At 45.4% G+C, this 22735-nt stretch carries 21 protein-coding genes; 8 read left to right on the top strand and 13 right to left on the bottom strand.

Annotated elements, in window-relative coordinates; all coding sequences use genetic code 11:
* Positions 1 to 29: 29 nt before the first annotated feature.
* The 7 genes from A4R26_RS31785 to A4R26_RS31755 all read right to left on the bottom strand — a co-directional run bounded on the left by A4R26_RS31785 (position 30) and on the right by A4R26_RS31755 (position 7442).
* Positions 30 to 1775, bottom strand: coding sequence for a diflavin oxidoreductase (locus A4R26_RS31785; RefSeq protein WP_081170770.1), 1746 nt, complete (start codon positions 1773 to 1775; stop codon positions 30 to 32).
* Positions 1759 to 2622, bottom strand: coding sequence for a uroporphyrinogen-III C-methyltransferase (gene cobA / locus A4R26_RS31780; protein ID WP_081170768.1), 864 nt, complete (start codon positions 2620 to 2622; stop codon positions 1759 to 1761). The genes A4R26_RS31785 and cobA overlap by 17 nt, the downstream gene beginning before the upstream one ends.
* A gap of 11 nt (positions 2623 to 2633) precedes the next feature.
* Positions 2634 to 3608, bottom strand: a complete 975-nt coding sequence (gene cysK, locus A4R26_RS31775) for a cysteine synthase A (protein ID WP_207625867.1) — start codon at positions 3606 to 3608, stop codon at positions 2634 to 2636.
* A 13-nt stretch (positions 3609 to 3621) separates the two neighbouring features.
* Positions 3622 to 4449, bottom strand: coding sequence for a serine O-acetyltransferase EpsC (gene epsC / locus A4R26_RS31770; protein ID WP_081170766.1), 828 nt, complete (start codon positions 4447 to 4449; stop codon positions 3622 to 3624).
* A 41-nt stretch (positions 4450 to 4490) separates the two neighbouring features.
* Positions 4491 to 5729, bottom strand: a complete 1239-nt coding sequence (locus A4R26_RS31765) for a sulfate adenylyltransferase subunit 1 (RefSeq protein WP_081170764.1) — start codon at positions 5727 to 5729, stop codon at positions 4491 to 4493.
* Between the two features lie 81 nt (positions 5730 to 5810).
* Positions 5811 to 6719 carry a sulfate adenylyltransferase subunit CysD gene (cysD, locus tag A4R26_RS31760; RefSeq protein ID WP_081170762.1) on the bottom strand — a complete coding sequence of 303 codons (909 nt, stop codon included), beginning with the start codon at positions 6717 to 6719 and terminating at the stop codon, positions 5811 to 5813.
* 30 nt (positions 6720 to 6749) lie between these two features.
* Positions 6750 to 7442, bottom strand: a complete 693-nt coding sequence (locus A4R26_RS31755; RefSeq protein ID WP_242675072.1) for a phosphoadenylyl-sulfate reductase — start codon at positions 7440 to 7442, stop codon at positions 6750 to 6752.
* A gap of 638 nt (positions 7443 to 8080) precedes the next feature.
* On the opposite strand from A4R26_RS31755, the gene A4R26_RS31750 reads away from it, so the two are divergent.
* The 4 genes from A4R26_RS31750 (at position 8081) to A4R26_RS35285 (ending at position 11204) form a co-directional block, all read left to right on the top strand.
* Positions 8081 to 8776: a ClpP family protease gene (locus A4R26_RS31750; protein ID WP_081170760.1), complete on the top strand. Its 696-nt coding sequence runs from the start codon at positions 8081 to 8083 to the stop codon at positions 8774 to 8776.
* A gap of 78 nt (positions 8777 to 8854) precedes the next feature.
* The gene (locus A4R26_RS31745) at positions 8855 to 9496 is read left to right on the top strand and encodes a ClpP family protease (protein WP_207625866.1); all 642 of its coding nucleotides are present in this window, start codon (positions 8855 to 8857) and stop codon (positions 9494 to 9496) included.
* A 123-nt stretch (positions 9497 to 9619) separates the two neighbouring features.
* The gene (gene clpX, locus A4R26_RS31740) at positions 9620 to 10858 is read left to right on the top strand and encodes an ATP-dependent Clp protease ATP-binding subunit ClpX (RefSeq protein WP_081170756.1); all 1239 of its coding nucleotides are present in this window, start codon (positions 9620 to 9622) and stop codon (positions 10856 to 10858) included.
* Positions 10859 to 11030: 172 nt separating this feature from the next.
* Positions 11031 to 11204 carry a hypothetical protein gene (locus tag A4R26_RS35285; RefSeq protein ID WP_165760484.1) on the top strand — a complete coding sequence of 58 codons (174 nt, stop codon included), beginning with the start codon at positions 11031 to 11033 and terminating at the stop codon, positions 11202 to 11204.
* Positions 11205 to 11206: 2 nt separating this feature from the next.
* Here the strand turns inward: A4R26_RS35285 and A4R26_RS31735 are convergent, their stop codons facing one another.
* From A4R26_RS31735 to A4R26_RS31725, 3 genes are all read right to left on the bottom strand, one after another.
* Entirely contained in the window at positions 11207 to 11680 is a 474-nt protein-coding gene (locus A4R26_RS31735; protein ID WP_081170754.1) for a c-type cytochrome, read from the bottom strand.
* Between the two features lie 194 nt (positions 11681 to 11874).
* Positions 11875 to 13017, bottom strand: coding sequence for an acyl-CoA dehydrogenase (locus tag A4R26_RS31730; protein WP_081170753.1), 1143 nt, complete (start codon positions 13015 to 13017; stop codon positions 11875 to 11877).
* Positions 13018 to 13188: 171 nt separating this feature from the next.
* A complete protein-coding gene (locus A4R26_RS31725; RefSeq protein WP_081170751.1) occupies positions 13189 to 14106 on the bottom strand; it encodes a ComEA family DNA-binding protein in 918 nt (305 codons plus the stop codon).
* Positions 14107 to 14304: 198 nt separating this feature from the next.
* On the opposite strand from A4R26_RS31725, the gene A4R26_RS31720 reads away from it, so the two are divergent.
* Together A4R26_RS31720 and A4R26_RS31715 are read left to right on the top strand one after the other, a co-directional pair.
* Complete coding sequence (locus A4R26_RS31720; protein ID WP_081170749.1) at positions 14305 to 14925, top strand: FIST N-terminal domain-containing protein; 621 nt, start codon at positions 14305 to 14307, stop codon at positions 14923 to 14925.
* Between the two features lie 18 nt (positions 14926 to 14943).
* Positions 14944 to 16452: an ATP-binding protein gene (locus tag A4R26_RS31715; protein ID WP_081170747.1), complete on the top strand. Its 1509-nt coding sequence runs from the start codon at positions 14944 to 14946 to the stop codon at positions 16450 to 16452.
* A gap of 169 nt (positions 16453 to 16621) precedes the next feature.
* Here A4R26_RS31715 and A4R26_RS31710 read toward each other — a convergent pair whose 3' ends face one another.
* From A4R26_RS31710 to porX, 3 genes are all read right to left on the bottom strand, one after another.
* Positions 16622 to 17398, bottom strand: a complete 777-nt coding sequence (locus A4R26_RS31710; protein ID WP_081170745.1) for an MBL fold metallo-hydrolase — start codon at positions 17396 to 17398, stop codon at positions 16622 to 16624.
* Between the two features lie 119 nt (positions 17399 to 17517).
* Positions 17518 to 17805 (bottom strand): hypothetical protein, encoded by a 288-nt coding sequence (locus tag A4R26_RS31705; RefSeq protein ID WP_081170743.1) that lies wholly within the window; start codon positions 17803 to 17805, stop codon positions 17518 to 17520.
* A gap of 243 nt (positions 17806 to 18048) precedes the next feature.
* On the bottom strand, positions 18049 to 19605 hold the full coding sequence (gene porX, locus A4R26_RS31700) for a T9SS response regulator signal transducer PorX (protein WP_081170741.1): 1557 nt from the start codon (positions 19603 to 19605) through the stop codon (positions 18049 to 18051).
* Positions 19606 to 20006: 401 nt separating this feature from the next.
* On the opposite strand from porX, the gene A4R26_RS31695 reads away from it, so the two are divergent.
* Positions 20007 to 21227, top strand: a complete 1221-nt coding sequence (locus A4R26_RS31695; protein ID WP_081170739.1) for an HD domain-containing protein — start codon at positions 20007 to 20009, stop codon at positions 21225 to 21227.
* Positions 21228 to 21376: 149 nt separating this feature from the next.
* On the top strand, positions 21377 to 22432 hold the full coding sequence (gene lpxD, locus A4R26_RS31690; RefSeq protein ID WP_081170737.1) for a UDP-3-O-(3-hydroxymyristoyl)glucosamine N-acyltransferase: 1056 nt from the start codon (positions 21377 to 21379) through the stop codon (positions 22430 to 22432).
* Positions 22433 to 22735: the final 303 nt, after the last annotated feature.

The raw sequence follows: 22735 nt of genomic DNA, 5'->3' as shown, positions 1-22735 counted from the left end.
GCGTTTTGGAAACGTGGCACACTTCGTTATTAATACACGTCTTTCAGGAACCGGCCTTCTTCTTTCAGGTTGTTCAGATACTCAAGAGCCTGTGCAGTCGATTTGCTGCCAAAACGCTCTATGATCTGCAGCAGGGTGTTCTCCACATCTACGCTCATTGGTTCCTTGGCGCCGCATATGTAAACGTAAGCGCCATTTTGCAACCACTCGTACAACTCTTTGCTGTGCTGCAGCATTTTGTGCTGAACATATATTTTAGTTGCCTGGTCTCTCGAAAAGGCTACGTTCATTTTTGTGAGTACGCCTGTCTGCATCCAGTTCTGCAGTTCGGTTTGATACAGGAAGTCGGTAACGAAGTGCTGGTCGCCAAAGAAAAGCCAGTTACGGCCTTCGGCGCCTGTGGCATCGCGCTCAGCCAGAAACGACCTGAATGGAGCGATACCGGTACCGGGCCCAATCATAATAACATCTTTCTCAGGCGCGGGTAAGCGAAACTGGTTGTTCTTGTGCACATAAAATTCCAGTGAACTATCCACGGCCAGTTCAGCCAGGTAGTTTGAGCATAAGCCCTGCTTCAGTTCGTCATTCACTTTGAAATTATCGCGGGCGATGGTTACATGCACTTCTCCGCTATGCGCCTGGGGCGATGATGAGATCGAATACAGTCGTGGAGTGATAGGCTCAAGAATGCCAATCACATCTTCAAACTGCGCTGCGTTGCTTACCGGGTAAATCTTCAACAGATCGAGCAGGCTGATCTTCGTTTCAGGAATATCCTGTTTTACGATGGAAGCGTATTGTTTTACAACGCGCTCGGGTAAATAAGCGATGTTCAGTTTCTTTTTCAACAACTCCACAACAGTATGTGTTTCGTTACGGAAAGCAACTGATTTCCTGCCATCAACACCGGCGATGGCAAGGATAGCGTCTACTACGGCAGTTGAATTCTCGGGAATAATACCGATTGAATCACCGGGCTGGTATTCCAGTTCATCTGCTGTTATTTCAATATGATGGGTTGCTTTGCTTGAACCTCTGTCGTTCAGGTTTACGTTGGTTATGATAGTACCTGCATACGTTTTTTTACCGGCCGGCTTTTTGGCCACAACGGCGCCTACCGATGCGGTGCCATTGCTGCTGGTAGTTGTTGTGAGGGAATGCAATACCTGCGAGAACCAGCCTTCGGCATCGCCCTGGTAATCGGTATCGCATTTAGTTAACGGAGCAACCGGTTGTCCGCCCAGTTTATGCAGCTGTTGATAAACATCTTCGCCGGCCTTGCAGAACAGGGGATACGACGTATCGCCCAGCGCCAGCACGCCGAACTTCATTTGCGGCAGTTTGAAACCATTCTGATGAATATGGTCGTAAAATTTCTTGGCCGTAGCAGGCGGTTCGCCTTCGCCCTGGGTGCTGATGATGGTAAAGAAGTATTCTTCTTTGGCCAGGTCGTTCAGCCTGTATTGGTCGAGGCTCACCACTTTAGCCTGGATACCGCTCTTTTTTGCTTTTGTAGCCAGGTCGGTCGCCAGCTTTTTTGAGTTACCGGTTTCAGTACCATATGCGATGGTGATCTTTGATACGGCTGGTTTATCGGAAGCGGGCGCGGCTACCGGCGCTACTGCGGTTGCAGGCGCCGCGGTAGAAGCCAGTGCCGGTTGATCGTGGCAATTCATCAGCACGCCTGCGAGGAATCCATTCATCCAAACCAGCTCTTCTTTTGTAGAAGACTTTACTAAATCCTGTAACAATTTCAGTTTATGCTCTGCTAACATGTTTATTTACTTTTTCCGCATTTTCAGAATCGGGTGTTGTCGTAATCAGTTTTGCAAGTGGTTTAAAATAATGTTCGGCGCTGTTGCTGTTCTCTATCCACCTGAACTGCTCATGCAAAGCCACCACTTTGCCTATGATGACCAGCGACGGCGAAACGAAAGTTCTTCCCCGAAGCCGTTCATTGTATTTATATAAATTGGTTACATGCACGTTTTGCAATGGCGTGGTAGCCTGTTCAATAACCGCCAGCAACTTCTCCTCTCCTATGTTATGCTTTACGAGGTTATCAACCACATGGTCCAATGTTTCGGACGACATATAAAACACCAGCGTATCATTGGTTTGGGCCAGTTCCTTCCAGTAGGTTTCCGTTACAACATCCAGTTTATAACTGGTGAGGAAACGAACGGAAGTGGTATATCCCCTGGCCGTCAAAGGCATTCCGGCATACGCTGCGGCACCAAGTGCGGCAGTTACGCCGGGCACAATTTCATATGGTATCTTGTGTTGTACAAGGGCTTTCAATTCATCGAGGATGTTCGAGAACATCGATGCATCGCCGCCTTTTAACCGTACTACCAGTTTGCCCTGCAATGCATAGTGCACCATCAGTTCATTGATGGTATACTGCGGCGTCGATGAACCGCGACTGCATTGCTTTCCTACATAAACGATCTCCGCCTTGCGGTTCACATATTCCTGCAGGATCACTTCGCTTACGAGGCGATCGGCCAGCACCACTTCGGCCTGCTGCAGGTAGCGTACTGTTTTTACCGTTACCAGTTCCGGATCGCCGGGACCGGCAGCAGCCAGTATCACTTTACCATATGTAGGATTCGTTTGCATGTGCGGGCTAATTATTTATATAAACCGTCTATTGATAAATACCGCTCGCCGGTATCGTAATTAAATGTAAGTACGCGAGCGCCATTGGGTATTTCGGCCAATTTTTTCGCAACGGCTGCCAGTGCGGCGCCGGTAGAAATACCTGCCAGAATCCCTTCTTCTTTAGCCAGGCGTTGTGCGTAAACGAATGATTCGTCTTTACCTACCTGTATGGTGCCATCCAACAACTTTGTATCAAGGATAGAAGGAATGAAACCTGCACCGAGGCCCTGTAAAGGATGCGGTCCGGGAGCGCCACCACTGATAACGGCAGATAATTCCGGCTCAACAGCGAACACTTTCAGGTTAGGGAATTTTGCTTTCAGCACTTCTGCAACACCGGTAATGTGGCCGCCGGTTCCCACACCGGTGATCAGGTAATCGATACCATCGGGAAAACTTGCCAGGATCTCCTGTGCAGTAGTTTCGCGGTGCACTTTTACATTGGCTGCATTATCGAACTGTTGCGGCATCCATGAATTGGGCGTTGCTGCAACCAGTTCCTTTGCTTTTTCGATAGCGCCTTTCATACCCTTTTCACGGGGCGTGAGTTCAAATGAAGCGCCATACAATTCCATCAGTTGTCTTCTTTCAACACTCATCGATTCGGGCATAACCAAAATCAATTTGTATCCTTTTACGGCGGCAACCATAGCCAAACCAATGCCGGTGTTACCCGATGTAGGTTCTATGATCACGCTGTTCTTGTTGAGGATCCCTTTCTTTTCCGCATCTTCGATCATAGATAATGCAATGCGGTCTTTGATGCTATTGCCGGGGTTGTTACGCTCCAGTTTTATCCATACTTCATGTCCGTTGCCAAACAGCCTGTTTATTTTAACATGCGGTGTTTGACCAATCGTTTCTAAAATGTTGCCGGCTCTCATTCGCTGGTTGTTTTGGTTGTCAGTTATATTATTTGTCTTGTTAGGTTGTTCTGTGATCATAACGTTTAATTTTTTATATGACAAAGTTCAATGGTTCCGGAAACGGGTTCTTGTCTCTCACTTTCACTTCGCTCTTATGATATACCACCGAAAAAGCGGGTACGCTGTATGTAAGCCAAACATTACCGCCAATGATACTATCCTTGCCTATCACCGTTGTTCCGCCCAAAATGGTTGCGCCGGAATAAATTGTCACATTATCTTCAATTGTCGGGTGGCGTTTCGCTACATTATCTTTCGATACGTTCAGCGCGCCCAATGTTACGCCCTGGTATATTTTTACATGATTGCCTATTTCGGTAGTTTCTCCTATCACAATTCCCGTTCCGTGATCGATGCAGAACGCTTCACCTATGCGCGCGCCGGGGTGAATATCAACACCTGTTTTGCTGTGCGCATATTCTGTGAACAACCTTGGCAACACTTCTACGCCCTGCTCCCATAATTGGTGCGACAGGCGATATATTGCCGTTGCATAAAACCCGGGATAAGCTACCAGCACTTCTTCTACCGAACGCGCAGCAGGATCGAACTCCAGTAAAGCCTGCGCGTCTTTCATGAGTTTTGCATACAATGAAGGAATGGCTTCAAAGAAGGTTTCGGCAATATGTACCGCTTTCTCTTCTTTTTGCACTACATCGTAGGCCAGGCTTAACAAATGACTCTTTAGCAGATCGAGCTCTCTTTCCACATCTTCAACCTGGTTATGCTTTTTATTGGGAAGGAATAACAGGTTGAACAACTGATCAATGAACTGCTCAGCCAGTTCCTTATCGGGAAATGTTCTGTTCACCTTTTTATGTTGTGCAAATAACTGTTGTATAAATTCCTTACTGCTCATATGTTCATTTTTCCAGGTTGAAAACACTTGTTTCGGATCTGCTATTGAATCATACAGGCGCCTACCGTTACATGGCTTGTTTCGTCTATCAGAATAGCACCGCCATTCTCCCGCAGGTCGTTATATGAATCGTACGGAATGGGTGATGCAGTTTTTATTTTCACTTTTATTACATCGTTCAATGAGGCTGCTGTGGCATCCATTTTTTGCAGGGTATTTACATCCAGCTTGTATTCGATTTCCTTTATCACGCTTTTAACTACCCGGCTGTTGATCTGTAATAAATATTTACTGCCTGTTGTCAATGGTTTGTTATCCATCCAGCACAATACCACATCCAGCTCCTGAGTGGTTTTAGGCAGGTTATCGCTTTTTGCGATAACATCGCCGCGGCTGATATCGATATCATCTTCGAGGTGAAGGATGGCGCTTTGCGGTGCAAAAACTTCGTCTACTTCTATACCGTTATGCTCGATCTTTTGAATTTTGCTTGTTCTGCCTGAAGGAAGTACCGTAACAGCATCGCCTTTACGATAAATACCACTGATCACTTTGCCGGCATAACCGCGATAATCGTGCAGATCGTCAGTTTGCGGACGGATCACGTACTGCACAGGGAACCGGGGGTCGGTAAGATTGGTATCTTTATCCACTTCCACGCTTTCGAGCAAATGCAGTAATGAAGGCCCTTCATACCAGGCCAGTTTGGGCGATTTTTCAACAATGTTATCACCGAATACAGCACTGATAGGAATATAGGTAACATCTTTCAGTCCCAGCGATTTTGCCACATCGGCGTAATCGATCACGATATTGTTGTAAATATCCTGCGAGTAGTTGACCAGGTCCATTTTGTTGATGGCCACTACCACGTGAGGAATGTTCAATAAGGATGCTATGATCGAGTGCCTGCGGGTTTGCTCCACAACGCCGTTACGGGCATCGACCAGGATAATGGCGAGGTCGGCAGTGGATGCACCGGTAACCATGTTACGGGTATATTGAATATGCCCGGGCGCATCAGCGATTATGAACTTGCGTTTTGGCGTAGAGAAATATTTATAGGCCACGTCGATGGTGATACCCTGCTCGCGTTCTGCACGAAGCCCATCGGTTAACAAGGCAAGGTCAATTTCACCCTGCTCTTTATTTTTACTTTGTTTTTCTATCGCTTCCAACTGATCGATCATTATACTTTTGCTATCGTATAATAAACGCCCGATCAATGTGCTTTTGCCATCGTCAACACTTCCTGCTGTTATAAATCTTAATAAATCCATCGTAGAAATTTTGAGATTTTGGGATTTCGCGATTTGGGGATTCAATTAAATCTCTACATCCCGAAATCAATAAATCAGAAATTAGAAATATCCGTTTTTCTTTCTGTCTTCCATCGCTGCTTCAGACACTTTATCATCGATACGGGTTTCACCGCGTTCACTTGTTTTGGTAGCGGTGATCTCGCTGATGATATCATCGATATTCGATGCATGTGATTCCACAGCTGCGGTACAGGTCATATCACCCACGGTGCGATAGCGCACATTTTTCTTCAGCACTTTATCGGCAGCATCGAGTTTGATGAAATCACTTACAGCTACCAGTTGTCCTTCATGATCTATCACTTCGCGCTCGTGCGAGAAGTAGATGGAAGGCAGTTCGATCTTTTCGCGGCGGATATAATTCCATACGTCCAGTTCGGTCCAGTTGCTGATGGGGAACACGCGAACGTTCTCGCCTTTTGTTATTCTGCCATTATAGGTATTCCACAGTTCGGGGCGTTGCAGTTTGGGATCCCATTGTCCGAACTCATCCCGAACAGAGAAGATGCGTTCTTTCGCTCTTGCCTTTTCTTCATCTCGACGGGCGCCGCCGATACAGGCGTCGAACCCGAATTCCTCTATGGTATCGAGCAGGGTAAACGTTTGCAAAGCGTTACGGCTGGCAAATTTTCCTTTTGGCTCGGTAAGATTTTTTGATTTTATAGTATCTTCTACGTTACGTACAATTAATTTTTCGCCAATCTTCTCAGCCAGTTCATCGCGGTATTTCAATGCTTCGGGGAAGTTGTGGCCGGTATCGATATGCACCAGCGGGAAGGGGAATTTACCGGGGCGAAATGCCTTCAGCGCCAGTTGTACCAGCGTGATGGAGTCTTTACCACCGGAGAACAATAAAGCCGGTCTTTCAAATTGCCCTGCTACTTCACGGAAGATATGAATAGCTTCCGATTCCAAATGATCCAGATAATCTAAACTATACTTACTCATATTCTTTTTTTCAGGAATTCAGTTAAATAATTATTTATGTATATGCAGACCACATTCTTTTTTTGACGCGTCTTCCCACCACCAGCGGCCGGCCCTGAAATCTTCGCCGGGGCGGATAGCGCGGGTACATGGTGCGCAACCGATACTAACAAACCCGCGGTCGTGTAAAATGTTATAGGGAACGTTATTATCGTCGATGTATTTTTTTACCTGTTCGGTTGTCCAGTGAAGGATGGGATTATATTTGATGATCTGGTTGGTTTCGTCCCACTCGATTATGCTGAGGTCCTGGCGATCGGGAGAATGTTCGGCACGCAACCCGGTTATCCAGATAGCGTTGCCGGCCAGCGCTCTTTTCAGCGGTTCTACTTTACGTATATAGCAGCATTGTTTCCGGTTCTCCAACGACTCATAAAATGCATTGGGCCCTTTGTCGGTAACGAATTCTTCCAGCAACCGGTAATCGGGATAGTAAGCGGTGATGTTGGCGTGATATTTTTCGTTGGTATTGTTCCAAACGGAATAGGTTTCTGCAAACAGCCTTCCCGTATCCAACGTAAAAATGTTTACAGGCAGTTGGTTGCTCAGGATTTCATGAGCTATTACCTGGTCTTCATAACTGAAGCTGGTTGAGAAAGTAACCTTACCAGGGAACTGTTCTGTAAGCAGTTTTATAAAATCACGGATGTTTAGTCTATCTGATTGGTGGGTTAAATTTGACAAGTTTGACTGTAGTGTTGAGCTCATATGCATTAAACATTCATTTCATTCATTAATCGGAAACAGGGAAACAAGGTGCAAGCGAATTATTATTGAGTATTAACAGCAACAACAGTATTTGTTGCAAGTGGAGATGTACATTATTTTTATAGTGGAGGAGCGAAACATAATAAGTCTACTCAATTTGTAGGTCAAAGATAAAACAAGAAGACGGTATTCAAAAATTTTTTCTACCAAACGGGTGGACTAAGCCCCTCAATTAACAAATTAACCTACAAACAATTGTTCGTATGTAGGTGTAATTACGTATTGAACCGTTTTGACTTTTTAATTGTTGATTGCTCAATTATTATTAATGACAAATAATACTAATGGTTGTTCGGTTAAGCTTTGTACTACTATGGGTTTCAAATCAGACCCTATTGAACTTTGTCCCGGCACGACGTTTTTACATAGCAATACCAGTTAGGCTGACGAGAATGGTAAATTAGGGCGTTTTATGCCGGCCCGACTGCCTGTATAGCAGACCTAAAAGCGCTGTTTATGAATATCTTAGGTCAAAATGACTGTTTTTTTGTGTTGCACGGTATTTGATATTCCACAAAGACTTAAATTGCCCACTCAAATAATAGAAAAGTACTATGAATCTTGGAAAAGAATTTGAAAAATACGCGGTACATCACAGAGGTATATCAAGCAATACCCTGTACGGTTACCAAAAACACCAGGTTACGAACCTCACTCCCAATATTATTGAAGAACGTCCGATGAATATTGCAGTCATGGACGTGTATAGCCGGTTGATGATGGACCGCATTATCTTCCTTGGTTATCCTATCAATGACGAGGTGGCCAATATCGTAACCGCGCAAATGTTGTTCCTCGAAAGCACCGATCGTACGCGCGACATCCAGATGTATATCAACTCACCCGGTGGTAATGTATACTCAGGTTTGGGTATGTACGACACCATGAATTACATTACGCCCGACGTGTCTACCATTTGTATTGGTATGGCGGCATCGATGGCAGCCGTGTTGCTGTGCGCCGGTACAAAAGGAAAACGTACCGCCCTTAAACACAGCCGGGTGATGATGCACCAGCCAAGTGGCGCTATCGGCGGCCAGGCCAGCGATATCGAGATCACCGTTCAGGAGATCAAAAAGATCAAAAAGAACCTGTACGACGCTATTTCATTCCACACCGGAAAAACAGTAAAACAGGTTGAAAAAGATTGCGACCGCGATTACTGGTTAACTTCTGAAGAAGCCAAAGAATATGGCCTGGTTGACGAAGTGTTGCTGATCAATCCACGCAAAGAGAAGAAAGAAGACTAATTGTTTGTAACTACACTTTTGAGCAGGCGAAGCCTGTTCAGTGACCATATAATTATACGAACTACAAATAAAAATATCATGCAGATATATTCAAACCATTTATTTCAGCCATTTCGAATGGATGATGAAGAAGAACCAAAAGAAAACGGCAAAGAAGAAAAGCAGGATTTCGGCGTATTAGCGAAGAAGATGGAAAAGTTCTTTTTTGAAAAAAGAGCTGTGTATCTGTGGGGCGTAGTGGATGATAAATCGGCAAGAGAAATTGTAACCCGTTTGTTGCTGCTCGATGCCGACAAACCGGGTGAAGAGATAAAATTCTTTATAAACAGCCCTGGTGGCGTAGTAACCAGCGGTATGGTCATGTACGATACCATGCGCATGTTGAAAAGCCCGGTTAGTACCATTTGTATGGGCCTCGCCGCTTCAATGGGCTCTATTCTGCTGAGCGCCGGCACAAAGGGTAAACGTATGATCTACCCCCATGGCGAAGTAATGATTCACCAACCCAGTTTGGGCGGTTATATGCAGGGGGTAAGTGCCGATCTGGAGATCCAGGCGAAGCAAACCCGCAAAACCAAGGAAATGGGCGCCCGCATCCTTGCCGAGAACTGTGGAAAGAAATTTGAGCAGATCATGAAGGATTTCGATCGCGACTACTGGATGGATGCAAAAGAGGCCATTGAATATGGCATTGTAGATCAGGTAGTTGAGAAGTTATAGGTACATATAATCAATTAAAAATCCCAAATTCCGCATACTAATTTTCTGTAACAGGAGTTTGGGATTTTTAATTGGGATTTGGACTTCCATTTAGATACCTTTGTAAGCGATTTTATACTAAACATGGCTAAAACAACACTACATTGTTCTTTTTGCGGACGCAGCCGCGATGAAGTAAAGATTCTTATTGCCGGGCAGGAAGGACACATTTGTGAAAATTGCGTAGAGCATGCGCGTGAGATCATTGAACAGGAGCTGATGATCCGCCATGAAAGTACCCCACCGAGCACTTCCTTCAAACTGAACGTTAAGAAACCCATTGAGGTTAAACGCTTTCTGGATGAATACGTGATTGGTCAGGACGAAGCTAAAAAAGTATTAGCAGTAGCGGTATACAACCACTATAAACGCCTGCAACAGAAACCAGCTGACAACGAGGTTGATATTGAAAAAAGCAATATCGTAATGGTAGGTGAAACCGGTACCGGTAAAACGCTGCTGGCCAAAACCATTGCCCGTTTGCTGAACGTGCCGTTCGCTATCGTTGATGCAACCGTATTCACCGAAGCCGGTTATGTGGGCGAAGACGTGGAAAGCATTTTAACCCGCCTGTTACAGGTGTGCAATTATGACGTAGCCGCTGCCGAAAGAGGCATCGTTTATATAGATGAAATTGATAAAATCGCCCGCAAAGGCGATAATCCGTCAATCACCCGCGATGTGAGCGGCGAAGGCGTGCAACAGGGTTTACTGAAACTGCTGGAGGGCACCGATGTACTGGTTCCACCACAAGGCGGACGTAAACACCCCGAGCAAAAACTGATCAAGATCAATACGCAAAACATTCTCTTTATTTGCGGTGGCGCGTTCGACGGTATCGATAAAGTGATCGCCCGCCGGGTGAATACCAACGCCATTGGCTTTAATGTAAACAAAGAGCTGCAGGAGCATATGAAAAAGAACCTGTTGCAATACATTAATGCTACCGATCTGAAATCGTTTGGCCTCATACCTGAGTTACTGGGTCGTTTACCCGTTGTTACTCATCTGAACCCGCTCGATAAATCAACGCTCCGTTCTATTTTAACCGAACCTAAGAATGCGCTGGTTAAACAATATAAAAAATTGTTCGATCTGGAAGGTATTGCACTGACCATCGACAATGATGTGCTCGACTTTATGGTTGATAAAGCCGTTGAGTTCAAACTCGGTGCGCGTGGTTTACGCAGCATTTGCGAAAGCATCTTAACCGATGCCATGTTTGAACTGCCTTCTTCAAAACAAACCGTATTCCATTTGAACCTGGAGTATGCGAAGAAGAATTTCGACAAGAGCAAAATGAGTTTGCTTAAAGTGGCGTAAAACGTTTAATGCAGAACGCAAACACAAAATGCAGAACGCAAAACGCATAACGCGGAAAGCTTAACGCAAAACGCCTGCATATACAATTTCATAAAGTAGTATTTCAAATACAAAAACGTCAGCCGGCAACTGACGTTTTTTTCTTACTAAATTATCTTTACAAAATATTTGTATGGAAGAGTTAATTAAGAAGTTAATGGCTGAAGGTTTAACCGAGCAGCAGGCTTATAAGGCCGTTGAGATCGTCAAGAACTTTGCAAAAGATAAATTCCCCATTTTCGGCGGCGCTATCGATAAGCTGTTCGATAAGTATGGCCCGAAGGATGCTGATGATTTTATGCCGTAACCTTATTCTGCAGTTATTGGCGGCGGCGTTGAATATGCGCTTATAAATTCAAGAACGGCGTCTATTTCCCCGTCGGTTAAACCGGGAAAACCCGTCATCATTAAGCCGTCATACTTCTTTACAAGACCGTTAAAATAAGTATTGCCCGATTTCAATACAGCAGAAGGATTCCTGATCCATTTATACAACAGTTTTCTATCGGTCACTCTGCTCAGCGCTCCTGTCAATGCAGGTCCAGTGAGGTCCTTTCGCAGCGAATGGCACGAAGCACAATTTTCGCGAAAGATATTTTTACCAATTTCAGCAGTTGGGTTTAACGAGGGCGCTGCTTCCGCAATTGTTCCACAATAGCCTGCTGTTTCTTCAGATTGGGCAGGCGCAGGAATTGAAAATAATAAGCCGCTGAATTTAAAGGCTCCTATAACCACCAGCGTTAGTAAGAAGCCCTGCAACACATAATTGACTTCTTTATTCATGCCATAAATTTACTACAGGAACCGCACGATGCATAATCTTTAATCATGCCTGTTTTTGTACTATTTAATAAGCTGAGATATGAGCAAATATCCACCCCCCCGTCTCTGGAGGGGCGGAGGAAGGCAAAAAAAATCCCCCGATTATAGCCGGGGGAATCTGTCATGACAAGCAACCGTTGAGCAGTACTCCTGATTTAAGCTCTTAACACTTCTCTGGCTATGACAATCTTTTGTATTTCAGATGTGCCTTCGCCTATGGTGCATAGTTTACTATCGCGATAATATTTTTCTACCGGGAAATCTTTCGTATAACCGTACCCGCCAAAGATCTGCACGGCATCGGTTGATACTTTCACCGCCACTTCGCTGGCAAAATATTTTGCCATGGCCGATTCCTTGCTCATGGGCTCTCCCCGCATTTTCAGATCGCAGGCCTGCAGCGTAAGCAATTCGGCGGCGGCAATTTCAGTGGCCATATCGGCCAGTTTAAAAGATATGCCCTGAAAGCTGGCAATTGCCTGATCGAACTGGTGGCGCTCTTTTGCATACTGTATAGAAGCTTCATATGCTCCTTTTGCGATACCCAACGCCAGCGCTGCTATGGAAATACGTCCACCATCAAGCACTTTCAGTGATTGTTTGAACCCATCGCCATAATTACCGAGGCGGTTGCTATCGGGTATACGGCAATTATCGAAGATCATTTCGGCCGTTTCACTGGCGCGCATTCCCAGTTTATTTTCTTTCTTACCACCGCTGAAGCCCGGTATGCCTCTTTCAACTATAAAGGCCGTAGCGTTGTTCTTTGCTCTTGGTTCGCCGGTACGGGCTATTACAACAGCCACATCGGCGCTTTTACCATGGGTGATCCAGCATTTGGTGCCGTTCAACACCCAATGGTCGCCATCCTTAACGGCCGTTGTTTTCATATTGGCAGCATCGCTTCCCGTATTGGGCTCCGTTAGTCCCCAGGCGCCCAGCCATTCGCCGGTGGCGAGCTTAGGCAGGTATTTCATCCGCTGCTCTTCATTGCCGAAGCTCAGCATATGGCCGGTGCACAGCGAGTTGTGTGCAGCCAGGCTCAACCCGATGGAGCCGCATACTTTGGCAATTTCCTGTATAACGGCAACATATTCATAATAGGTGAGGCCGGCACCACCATACTTTTCAGGAACCAGTACGCCCATTAGTCCCAATTTGCCCATTTCTTTAAAAACGTGCATGGGAAACTCCTGGGATTCATCCCACTCCATAACATAAGGCTTTATGTGCTGCAAGGCAAAATCGCGGGTCGATTGTGCCACCTGGTCAGTAAGTTCTGAAGTTTGAAAATTCATACTTAAAATTACCTGAATTAACTGGCAAGTATCGTTAAAGGCTGTTGCAAGATAGCAGTTTTTTCGACACACTAACAAATGTTAGTAATCTTTTTGAAAATATTAATAAACCCCTAACACCAACCACTCTACCTGCCTTATTTTCAGTACATAACAAACATTGTCACGTTCTTACTCAACCGTAATATAACCTTCAATTTTCTGAAAGATCTCGGGGGTTATCAATGCGATCTGCCGCAGCTGGCCGCAGGAACGAAACTCACCGTGCTGCTGTCGGTACTGCACAATGGCATTGGCTATATTCCACCGGATATAGGGGTGCTGTTTCAGGGTGTTTACATCAGCCGTATTGACATTTATCTTTTGCACCGCTGCCGGTTCGCATTGCAAACGGGGTTTTATCAGTTGAAAGGTGGAGTCGGGCAGTCCGAACGTCTCCCCTACCTGGTTTACCGAATAAAAACCACCCAGTTTATTCCTGAAATTAATGATGCGGCTGGCCAGTTTACTACCAATGCCGGGCAGGGAAATAAAAGCGCCTGTATCAGCCTGGTTGATATCGATGACCGCCGGCGGCGCCTTTACATATTTCACCAACGGCCTGGCCGAATTAACATATGCGGGCTGGGTTATCCTGATGAATGGCGCCAGGCGTTCAAAGTCTGCGGCTTTCAGTCCATACATTTTCTTTACATCACTGGCATTTCTGAACCGTCCGCCTTTAGCCCTGTAATTTATAATGGTGCGAACAGTGCGATCGGGAATGCCCAGTCGCCGCCAGCCTTCGGCATCGAGTGTATTGGGATCGAAAGGAAAATGCGACACCGCCTGTTGCGTTTTAGCAGGTTCATCACCCACCTCATCATAAGGCGATGGCCGTTGATCGTAGGTTAAACGTTTTTCTTTGCCGGGTTGTGCCGGCGGCGCCTTTGCAAGATCGATGGCTTCCGCAACCAGTTCACTGTGCAACGCCGGGGTAGAAAAAAAGCGGGGCACGATGGCGCCGGCTGCAATGAGTATCAGCAATGTATAAATGCCGATGCGTTCTTTCTTTGTGAAAGTGAAATAATCTTTCCAGTTGCCTTCCATAAACGAATGTTGAGCTTTGTCAATTTTTCGGTTACCGCTACTACTATTATTGCCTTTCACTAATAGATTATCTCTATTCTTTTAGAAGATTTCAAAAGGTGGATAAAAAACACTTACTTTTTTCTGCCTAAATATAAGTATTTGATACTTATAAACGTTACACATATAACCTTAGCCTGCACCCTTAAACAAACCCGTATGAAAATTCAACAACTCCAGTACGCCGGTAAAAGCTGGAAAATTCATCTGCACGCTGAGGATTTCGACCGCATGCAATGTCAATTGGTATTGGTCTTTGGCGAAGCATCGCTGATCACCGATACCGCGGTCTTCAATTATTTGGAAAGAAGTTATCCCGAGGCGCATATCATCTTATCTTCTTCCCCGGGCAGCATTATAAATTGCACTTCGCCCAACAACAGTGTCGTTGTTACAGCCATTCAATTCGATAACATCACCATCCATTGTGCCGAAACCTATATATACCGGCACCAGAACTATTTTTCGGCCGGTTATTACCTGCTGCAGCAATTGCAGCAAAGCGACCTGAGCGCTGCCTTTATCGTTTCTGACAGCACCTGCAGCGATAACAGTGAACTGCTGTCAGGCTTTAATAAGAACAATACCCAAAATATTCCGGTACTGAGCGGCCTTGCCGGCGATAGTTCGCAATTTCCCCGAACCTGTGTTGGGGTAAACCAGTTGCCCGCTGCAGGTGTGATCACAGCTATTGGGTTTTATGGGCCGCCAATAGACCTGGGCAGCCTTGGCAGGCTATATGATCAAACCATGACCGTTTCAGCATTTACAGAAATTTAAGCTCAACCCGAACCCCTTATGCAGTATCATCAGTTACTTGAAAAGCAGATCGCCAAAACCTTGTCAGGCGCGCAAAAATTCGACCCCGCAGTTCAGCAGCTTTTGAAGCTGGTTGATCAGGCCTATAAAAACTACGATAGCGAACAAAAGCTCACCGAGCATGCTTTTCAGGGATGTGAAAAGGAGTACCAGGATATTTTGAATAACCTGCAGCTTCAGAATAACATTTACAGCCAGTCGGTCAAGAAATTAAAAGACACCATCCTTGCACACGATCCCAGGGCGGCTGCCATTATAGAAAGGGAAGACAATGTGCTCGTCAACAGCATTGCCTGGCTCGAAAAGCAGATACAAAAACGAAAAGAAACAGAAGCGGAGTTGACAAGGGCCAAGGAACAGGCCGAAGACGGCGCCCGCGCCAAAAGCGATTTCCTTTCGGTAATGAGCCATGAAATTCGCACGCCGCTGAACGCCATCATTGGCATTGCGCATTTGTTATCGCAGGACCAGTTGTTACCAACCCAACTGGAAAACCTGAAAGCCCTTAACATTTCTGCCGAAAACCTGCTGCGGCTGATAAACGATATACTCGACTTTGGGAAAATTGAAGAAGGGAAAATTGTGCTGGCTGAAAAGAACATTTGCTTACACCAGCTTGCTGAAAACATAAAAACGGCGCATCAGATCCGCGCAGCGGAAAGAGGCAATACCATCAACATGGTCATTGACGACGCCCTGCCTCAATATATACTGGCCGATGAAGTGAGGCTGGGACAAATACTGCATAACCTTATGTCGAATGCGGTTAAGTTCACCCGCAACGGCACCATTACCTTACAGATCTCGTTGCAAAAGATCCAGGACGAAGAAGCGACTGTTTATTTCTCGGTGACAGATACCGGCGTGGGTATTGAAAAAGAAAAACAGGTGCTGATCTTCGACCGGTTTACCCAGGCCAGCGTTGATATCGCCCGCGAGTTTGGCGGTTCCGGCCTTGGCCTTGCCATCGTAAAACGGCTGGCGGCGTTATATAACAGTGATATCTACCTGAACAGCGAACCTGGCCGCGGTGCTGCGTTCTTTTTTACCATCACTTTCAAAAAAGGCAAACAGGAAGTTCCACCGCAAAAAACCACCAATGGCAAAAACGACCTGTCGGGCATAAAAGTGCTGCTGGTTGAAGATGTAGAGTTCAATATTATGGTGGCAAAGAAAATGATCACCAACTGGAACGGGGCAATTGATATTGCCGAGAACGGCGCCATAGCCATTAACAAGGTGCGGGAAACCACGTATGATATTGTGCTGATGGACCTTCAAATGCCGGTTATGGATGGTTATAACGCCACACAACACATCAGGAGTTTCGACGGCAGTATTCCTATCATTGCTTTAACGGCTTCCGCCTCTTCAGATATTCTGCAACGCACCCGCGAATTCGGTATGACCGATTACCTAGCCAAACCATTTAAACCGGGCGAGTTGTATGAGATGATCTATAAGTATAGTCGTAAGTTGACTAGTTGATGAGTTGACTGGTTGATGAGTTGACTGGTCGTGAAACGGCAGATGTGAAACGTGAAATGCTCGCACATCTTGAAATTAATATTCAATTTTGCGCCACCCGAAATTCGAGCTGATTGCCGAAGTTGGCCGCGACGAGGCTTGCCGTCTGCCGTTTCACGTTTTGCCGAACTTACACATTTATCACCAACCCGTCATAAGCCAGATTAATTCCATTGGGTAACTCCGCCTCTACTTCGGCATGCAAACCCATCTGATGGCTGAGGTGGGTAAAATAACATTGGGGAATTTGTAACGATTTCACCACCTCGATGCTTTCGCTAAGGGAGTAATGCGAAATGTGTTTTTCTTTCCGCAGCGAATTCAATACCAGCACTTCGCTGCCTCTGATTTTTTCCAGCTCGCTGTCCTCTATACGGTTGGCATCGGTAATATAGGTGAACCGGCCAAAGCGAAAACCCAGCACCGGCATTTTCAAATGCCACACCATTATGGGCGTAACGGGTATATCGCCAGCCACAAAAGGCTCCAGCGCAATGGTGTTCAATTGTATATCGGGAACGCCGGGGTATTTCGATTCGTAGAAAGCATAGGGAAATTCGCGAATGATCACTTCCTGTGTCATATCGCTGGCATACACCTGCATGGGTTCCTGGGTAAAGAAATTAAACGCCCGCACATCATCGAGACCAGCTACATGATCTTTATGCGCATGGGTATAGATAATGGCATCGAGGTGTTTTACTTTGGCGCGCAGCATCTGGTACCTGAAATCGGGACCGGAATCGACAACCAGTGTCGTTTTTTCCGATTGCACCATAATACTGGAACGAAGCCTGTTGTCTTTTTTATCGGTTGAGGTACAAACTGCGCATTCACACGCGATCATGGGTACACCGGCACTGGTACCGGTACCTAAAAATGTAATGGTTAATGAAGGATAGCTCACGCGGTAAAAATACGGAAGAATTTTAGCGATTCAGGGATTTAGGAATTTTGAGATTTATCAGAAGGCTAAAGCTAATGAGATCTCAAAATCTCTACATCTCAAAATCAGAAATAGCCTGCCTACTTCTGGTTTTCGGCCTGTACAATCGCATGCCGTTCCAGCACATCGTTATACGTTTTACGTACTTCGGGCGAGAACGATTCCGGATCTACATTCAATTGGGGAATAAGATCGATCAGGGTGCTTATGCGGCCCTCGAGCTGGAGAAATTTATTTAATACTACTACTTTCTTTTGTTCCAAAATGCAATATCCACTTTGAAAATTACCCCGTTCATAGCGTAGCACATATTCCGCCTCATCGAGAATCGCTTCAATTTTATCTAATGTTGCCTGCGTAAATTTCATAGTCTGGATGGTAGATGACTTTTTATGATTGGCAAAGTTACTATTCACAATTTTAGTGCTGGAAATCAAAGACACAACTTATCCACACAAAACATTGAGAACGATGCCTTATAGCCCAAAAAAGCGTTAAAAATGCCTTTTAGGGCCATAAAAACATGCTTTCTCTTCAATTTCCAGTCCCGTATCACGGGATTCCGGGCACACGCGCCATTCAAACGCCGCAGGTTGTTCACCTGAAACGACTTATTTATTCGTCATTTTTATTATCGGCACAATCATCTCCTCTAAACTAACGCCGCCATGCTGGAAAGTGTTGCGATAATAATTCACATAATAATTGTAATTATTGGGGTAACACAGGTACATGTCTTCGCGGGCGAAAATGTAGGATGAATTCACTGTTGGAACAGGCAATCCCACTTCTTTGGGATCGCGGAAAGCCAGCACATCTTTGGGTTCGTAGTTGAGATTGCGGCCGTGTTTATATCGAAGATTGGTGGTAGTTTGTTTGTCGCCGATCACTTTGGCCGGGGTTTTCACCCGCACCGTGCCATGATCGGTGGCCAGGATGATATTTATCTTTTTATCGGCGATTTTTTTCAATGCCTGGTGCAATGGTGAATGTTCAAACCAACTGCGGGTAACGCTACGATAGCTGGTTTCATCGCCGGCCAGCTCTTTCAGTACTTCCATTTCAGTACGGGCATGGCTTAGCATATCGACAAAATTGTAAACGATGACGTTGAGATCGTTCCCCAGCAGGTTGTGAATATTGTTCACGAGGTCCTGACCGGCCTGGTTGTTCAGGATCTTTGTATAAGAAGCTTTGATATCGTCGCGCCGCTGCCGTTTTAAAAAGGCACGGAAAAATTCTTCCTCATGCAAATTCTTTCCGCCTTCCTCATCGTCATTCTTCCATTGCTGCGGAAACATTTTTTCAATATCTATAGGCAGCAAACCGCTGAAAATGGCATTCCGCGCGTATTGCGTGGCCGTGGGCAGAATGCTGTAAAAACTGTCTTCTTCCAGTATGCGAAAACTTTCAGCAAAGATGGGTTGAATAGCCCGCCATTGATCAAAGCGCAGGTTATCGATCAGTATGAAAAAAGTAGGCGTTCCCTTTTCTACATGGGGCAGCACTTTAAACTTAATGAGGTTGTGCGACATTACCGGGCCGTCGTCGCTTTTGGGATTTACCCAGCGAGCGTAATTTTTTGAAATGAACTTAAAGAATTCGGTGTTGGCCTCATTCTTCTGCGTTTGAAAAACCTCCTGCATTTCAGGGCTGTCGCTTTTCTCCATTTCAAGTTCCCAGTACACCAGTTTTTTGTAAATATCCATCCACTCGTTGTAATCGGGACTGCTGTTCAGCGCCATGAACAAATTGCGGAACTGCTGCTGATAGGCCATTGTGGTTTTTTCACCCACCAGGCGTTTGTTATCAATGATCTTTTTAAGGCTCAGCAGCACCTGGTTGGGATTTACCGGTTTTATGAGGTAATCGGTGATCTGGCTGCCGATGGCATCGTCCATCAGGTTCTCCGTTTCATTTTTGGTGATCATCACCACCGGGATCTGCGAATTGATCTCTTTTATTTTCGAAAGGGTTTCCAGTCCGGTTATGCCGGGCATGGTTTCATCGAGCAGCACCACGTCGAGCGGATTTTCCCTTACAAAATCAACCGCATCGAACCCGTTGGTAAGCGCCGTTACTTCGTAGCCTTTATTCTGTAAAAAAAGTATTTGAGATTGTAAACTTTCAATTTCATCATCAACCCAGAGTATCTTTCCTAATGGCATGTATAGTTGTTTTTATAATGATTAGCTTTTTAAAGTGACACATTAAGTTGGCAAACTGGCAATTGTGAAACAGCAAACGTGAAACGGCAAACCTCAGCGCTGCCTTCAGCGAAGGCGGGAGCGGTTAATCGTGAATTGCAAATAAAACCTGCTCGTGAAACTCGCAACCAATTTGTCGACCCTTGCTGTATAGAGGCGGGCGCTGTTAACTCGTCAACTTCTTACCTCCTACCTGCTTCTGCCTTTCGTTTATCACTTCTATCAACCTTACATGTTAACCTGTTAACTTGCCAACCTGTCAACTTCAAACCCCAATCTAACCAAATTTAATTTATCCCCCGGGGCTTTGTACTTTTGCCCGCTGCTTTTGGCAGCAATTTTAACAAAACAGCAGGCAGCGAATGACAAACCGCATCAGAAAGATCATCAATGACCCCGTATATGGTTTTATCACCATCGATGATCCGCTCGTTTTTCAGGTAATTGCGCATCCCTGGTACCAGCGTTTGCGACGCATTCACCAAATGGCATTTGCGCACCTGGTTTACCCGGGCGCCGTGCATACCCGTTTGCATCACTCACTGGGCGCCTATCATCTTATGTGCAATGCACTAACCGAACTGAAAAGTAAAGGAGTGGAGGTTACCCCCGAAGAGGAAACGGCTGCCAAAATAGCCATTCTTTTACACGATATCGGCCATGGGCCTTTTTCCCATGCCCTTGAAAATATACTGATCAGCAATACCCATCACGAAACGATCAGCATCCTCATCATGCGCGTGCTCAACGGGCAAATGAAGGGACAGCTCCATAAAGCCATCGACATTTTTACCAATAATTATACCAAGCCATTTTTACATCAACTCATTAGCGGTCAGCTCGATGTTGACCGGATGGACTACCTTTCCCGCGACAGCTTTTTTACCGGTGTTTCGGAAGGGGTTATCGGTTACGACCGTATCCTGAAAATGCTTACGGTACACAATGGCGACCTGATGGTGGAAGAAAAAGGCATTTACAGCATTGAAAAATTCCTGGTGGCCCGGCGGCTGATGTACTGGCAGGTGTATTTGCACAAAACCGTATTGGGAGCCGAAAAAACGCTGGTAAAGATCGTTCAACGCGCAAAGGACCTCATACAAAAGGGGCACGATGTACAGGCAGGTTCGCCCATCTTCGATTTCTTTTTGAAAAGCGCCACCAATACGGCGTTTATTGAACAACAGCTCGATAAATTTTGCCAGCTCGACGATTTTGACGTTTTGGCTACCATAAAAAACTGGATATTTCATCCCGACGCAGTATTGAGCACATTATGCCGTTGTTTGATAGATCGCCGTTTACTAAAAGTTAAATTGCAGGCCGAACCCTTTGATCAGGACTGGATTAAAACACTACGGAATAACATTTGCCGGCATTTGAAGATAAATGATGCTGATTGCGACTATTTGATCTTTATGGGGGAAGCGGAAAATACCACGTACAATCCCACCGTAGAAAGCATCAATATTTTATTTAAGAACGGAACGGTGACTGATATATCAAAAGTTGATAATGCTTTGATACATCAGGCATTAGCAAGCCCTGTGAAAAAATATTACATTTGTTACTACAATTGTTGAACAGTTAAAACAGCCGGTATGTTAACACCATAATCATAGCGCGCAAAACACATTACATTTTTCAATATGCAGTAGCTTTGACACGTTCTATTACATTGTTTATATAACCGATTTGATATAATTGACTTACTTGACCTAACGACTATTCTATGCAATTTACCGCCGCACAAATAGCTATGATCATCAATGGCACAGTTGAAGGAAACCCCGAGGCATCAGTGCATTCATTTGGAAAAATTGAAGAAGCGCAGCCCGGTCAGCTTTCTTTTCTTGCCAATCCCAAATACGAGGAATACCTGTACACTACCAAAGCAACGCTGGTTATCATCAACGCCGCCCAGGAATTGAAAGAGCCGGTGCAGGCAACATTGATACGGGTGCCCGATGCTTATTCAGCCTTTGCCACATTACTTACCAAGTACCAGGAAATGGCTACCCAGAAACTGACGGGTATCCAGGAACCGGCATATATCAGCAAATCGGCCAAAGTGGGCCAGCAGGTATATATCGGCGCATTTTCTTACCTCGGCGAAAACGTTGTGCTGGGCAATAATGTAAAAATATTCCCTAACGTTTTCCTTGGCGATGATGTAAAGATCAGCGACAATACCATCGTGCATCCCGGCGCAAAAATTTACCACGGCTGCGTTATTGGTAAAAATGTAACCATACATGCAGGCACCGTTATCGGCAGCGATGGATTTGGCTTTGCCCCCCAGGCCGATGGCAGCTTCAAAAAAGTTCCGCAAATTGGCAATGTAGTGGTTGAAGATTTTGTGGAGATCGGCGCCAATGCAACCATCGACCGTGCAACCATCGGTTCAACCGTAATTAAATCGGGCGCCAAACTCGATAACCTTATACAGGTTGCGCATAATGTTGAAGTAGGGAACAATACAGTGATCGCGGCACAGGCTGGCGTAAGCGGCAGCACAAAGATCGGTAACAATGTAATGATCGGCGGACAGGCCGGCATCGTTGGCCATATTCAAATTGCCGATGGCAGTAAGATCAATGCGCAAAGCGGTGTAAGCAAATCGATAAAAACGCCCAATGCCGCAGTTACCGGCAGCCCGGCATTTGAATATACAAGCGCTTTACGCAGCCAGGCGGTTAGCCGTAAACTGCCCGATCTGGAAAAAAGAATTAAAGAGCTGGAAAGCCTGGTAAAGCAGCTGCTTACCGAAAAAATTTCCGGTTTATAATAGCATTTTATTGAAACAAGATCCAAAGGTGGGTAGTCCTGCAACCAATGGGACGCTCACCTTTTTTAATTTGTAGTTGTTCCTTCCCGGCAGGCGCAGGAAAGGCCCTTATTAAAACCATGATAACCAGGTAAGAACATTCCCGGCAGGCGCAGGAAAGGCCCTTATTAAAACCATGATAACCAGGTAAGAACATTCCCGGCAGGCATAAAATCGACCGGGATTTATATGCAAAATACCGAGGGCGAACCGCTATTTTACTACCGTTTTATATGTACGTCATTTTCAGCGCCTTTTCGTCTT

Source organism: Niastella populi (assembly GCF_002078015.1).
GTDB classification, from domain to species: Bacteria; Bacteroidota; Bacteroidia; order Chitinophagales; family Chitinophagaceae; genus Niastella; species Niastella populi.
Note: the sequence above shows the minus strand (reverse complement) of the source record. Positions and strands in the feature narration are given on the sequence as shown.

Excerpts from the sequence above, each read along its gene's own strand:
- A4R26_RS31785 (WP_081170770.1), bottom strand. The coding sequence starts at position 1,775 with ATGTTAGCAGAGCATAAACTGAAATTGTTACAGGATTTAGTAAAGTCT.
- cobA (WP_081170768.1), bottom strand. The coding sequence starts at position 2,622 with ATGCAAACGAATCCTACATATGGTAAAGTGATACTGGCTGCTGCCGGT.
- cysK (WP_207625867.1), bottom strand. The coding sequence starts at position 3,608 with ATGATCACAGAACAACCTAACAAGACAAATAATATAACTGACAACCAA.
- epsC (WP_081170766.1), bottom strand. The coding sequence starts at position 4,449 with ATGAGCAGTAAGGAATTTATACAACAGTTATTTGCACAACATAAAAAG.
- A4R26_RS31765 (WP_081170764.1), bottom strand. The coding sequence starts at position 5,729 with ATGGATTTATTAAGATTTATAACAGCAGGAAGTGTTGACGATGGCAAA.
- cysD (WP_081170762.1), bottom strand. The coding sequence starts at position 6,719 with ATGAGTAAGTATAGTTTAGATTATCTGGATCATTTGGAATCGGAAGCT.
- A4R26_RS31750 (WP_081170760.1), top strand. The coding sequence starts at position 8,081 with ATGAATCTTGGAAAAGAATTTGAAAAATACGCGGTACATCACAGAGGT.
- A4R26_RS31745 (WP_207625866.1), top strand. The coding sequence starts at position 8,855 with ATGCAGATATATTCAAACCATTTATTTCAGCCATTTCGAATGGATGAT.
- clpX (WP_081170756.1), top strand. The coding sequence starts at position 9,620 with ATGGCTAAAACAACACTACATTGTTCTTTTTGCGGACGCAGCCGCGAT.
- A4R26_RS35285 (WP_165760484.1), top strand. The coding sequence starts at position 11,031 with ATGGAAGAGTTAATTAAGAAGTTAATGGCTGAAGGTTTAACCGAGCAG.
- A4R26_RS31735 (WP_081170754.1), bottom strand. The coding sequence starts at position 11,680 with ATGAATAAAGAAGTCAATTATGTGTTGCAGGGCTTCTTACTAACGCTG.
- A4R26_RS31730 (WP_081170753.1), bottom strand. The coding sequence starts at position 13,017 with ATGAATTTTCAAACTTCAGAACTTACTGACCAGGTGGCACAATCGACC.
- A4R26_RS31725 (WP_081170751.1), bottom strand. The coding sequence starts at position 14,106 with ATGGAAGGCAACTGGAAAGATTATTTCACTTTCACAAAGAAAGAACGC.
- A4R26_RS31720 (WP_081170749.1), top strand. The coding sequence starts at position 14,305 with ATGAAAATTCAACAACTCCAGTACGCCGGTAAAAGCTGGAAAATTCAT.
- A4R26_RS31715 (WP_081170747.1), top strand. The coding sequence starts at position 14,944 with ATGCAGTATCATCAGTTACTTGAAAAGCAGATCGCCAAAACCTTGTCA.
- A4R26_RS31705 (WP_081170743.1), bottom strand. The coding sequence starts at position 17,805 with ATGAAATTTACGCAGGCAACATTAGATAAAATTGAAGCGATTCTCGAT.
- porX (WP_081170741.1), bottom strand. The coding sequence starts at position 19,605 with ATGCCATTAGGAAAGATACTCTGGGTTGATGATGAAATTGAAAGTTTA.
- A4R26_RS31695 (WP_081170739.1), top strand. The coding sequence starts at position 20,007 with ATGACAAACCGCATCAGAAAGATCATCAATGACCCCGTATATGGTTTT.
- lpxD (WP_081170737.1), top strand. The coding sequence starts at position 21,377 with ATGCAATTTACCGCCGCACAAATAGCTATGATCATCAATGGCACAGTT.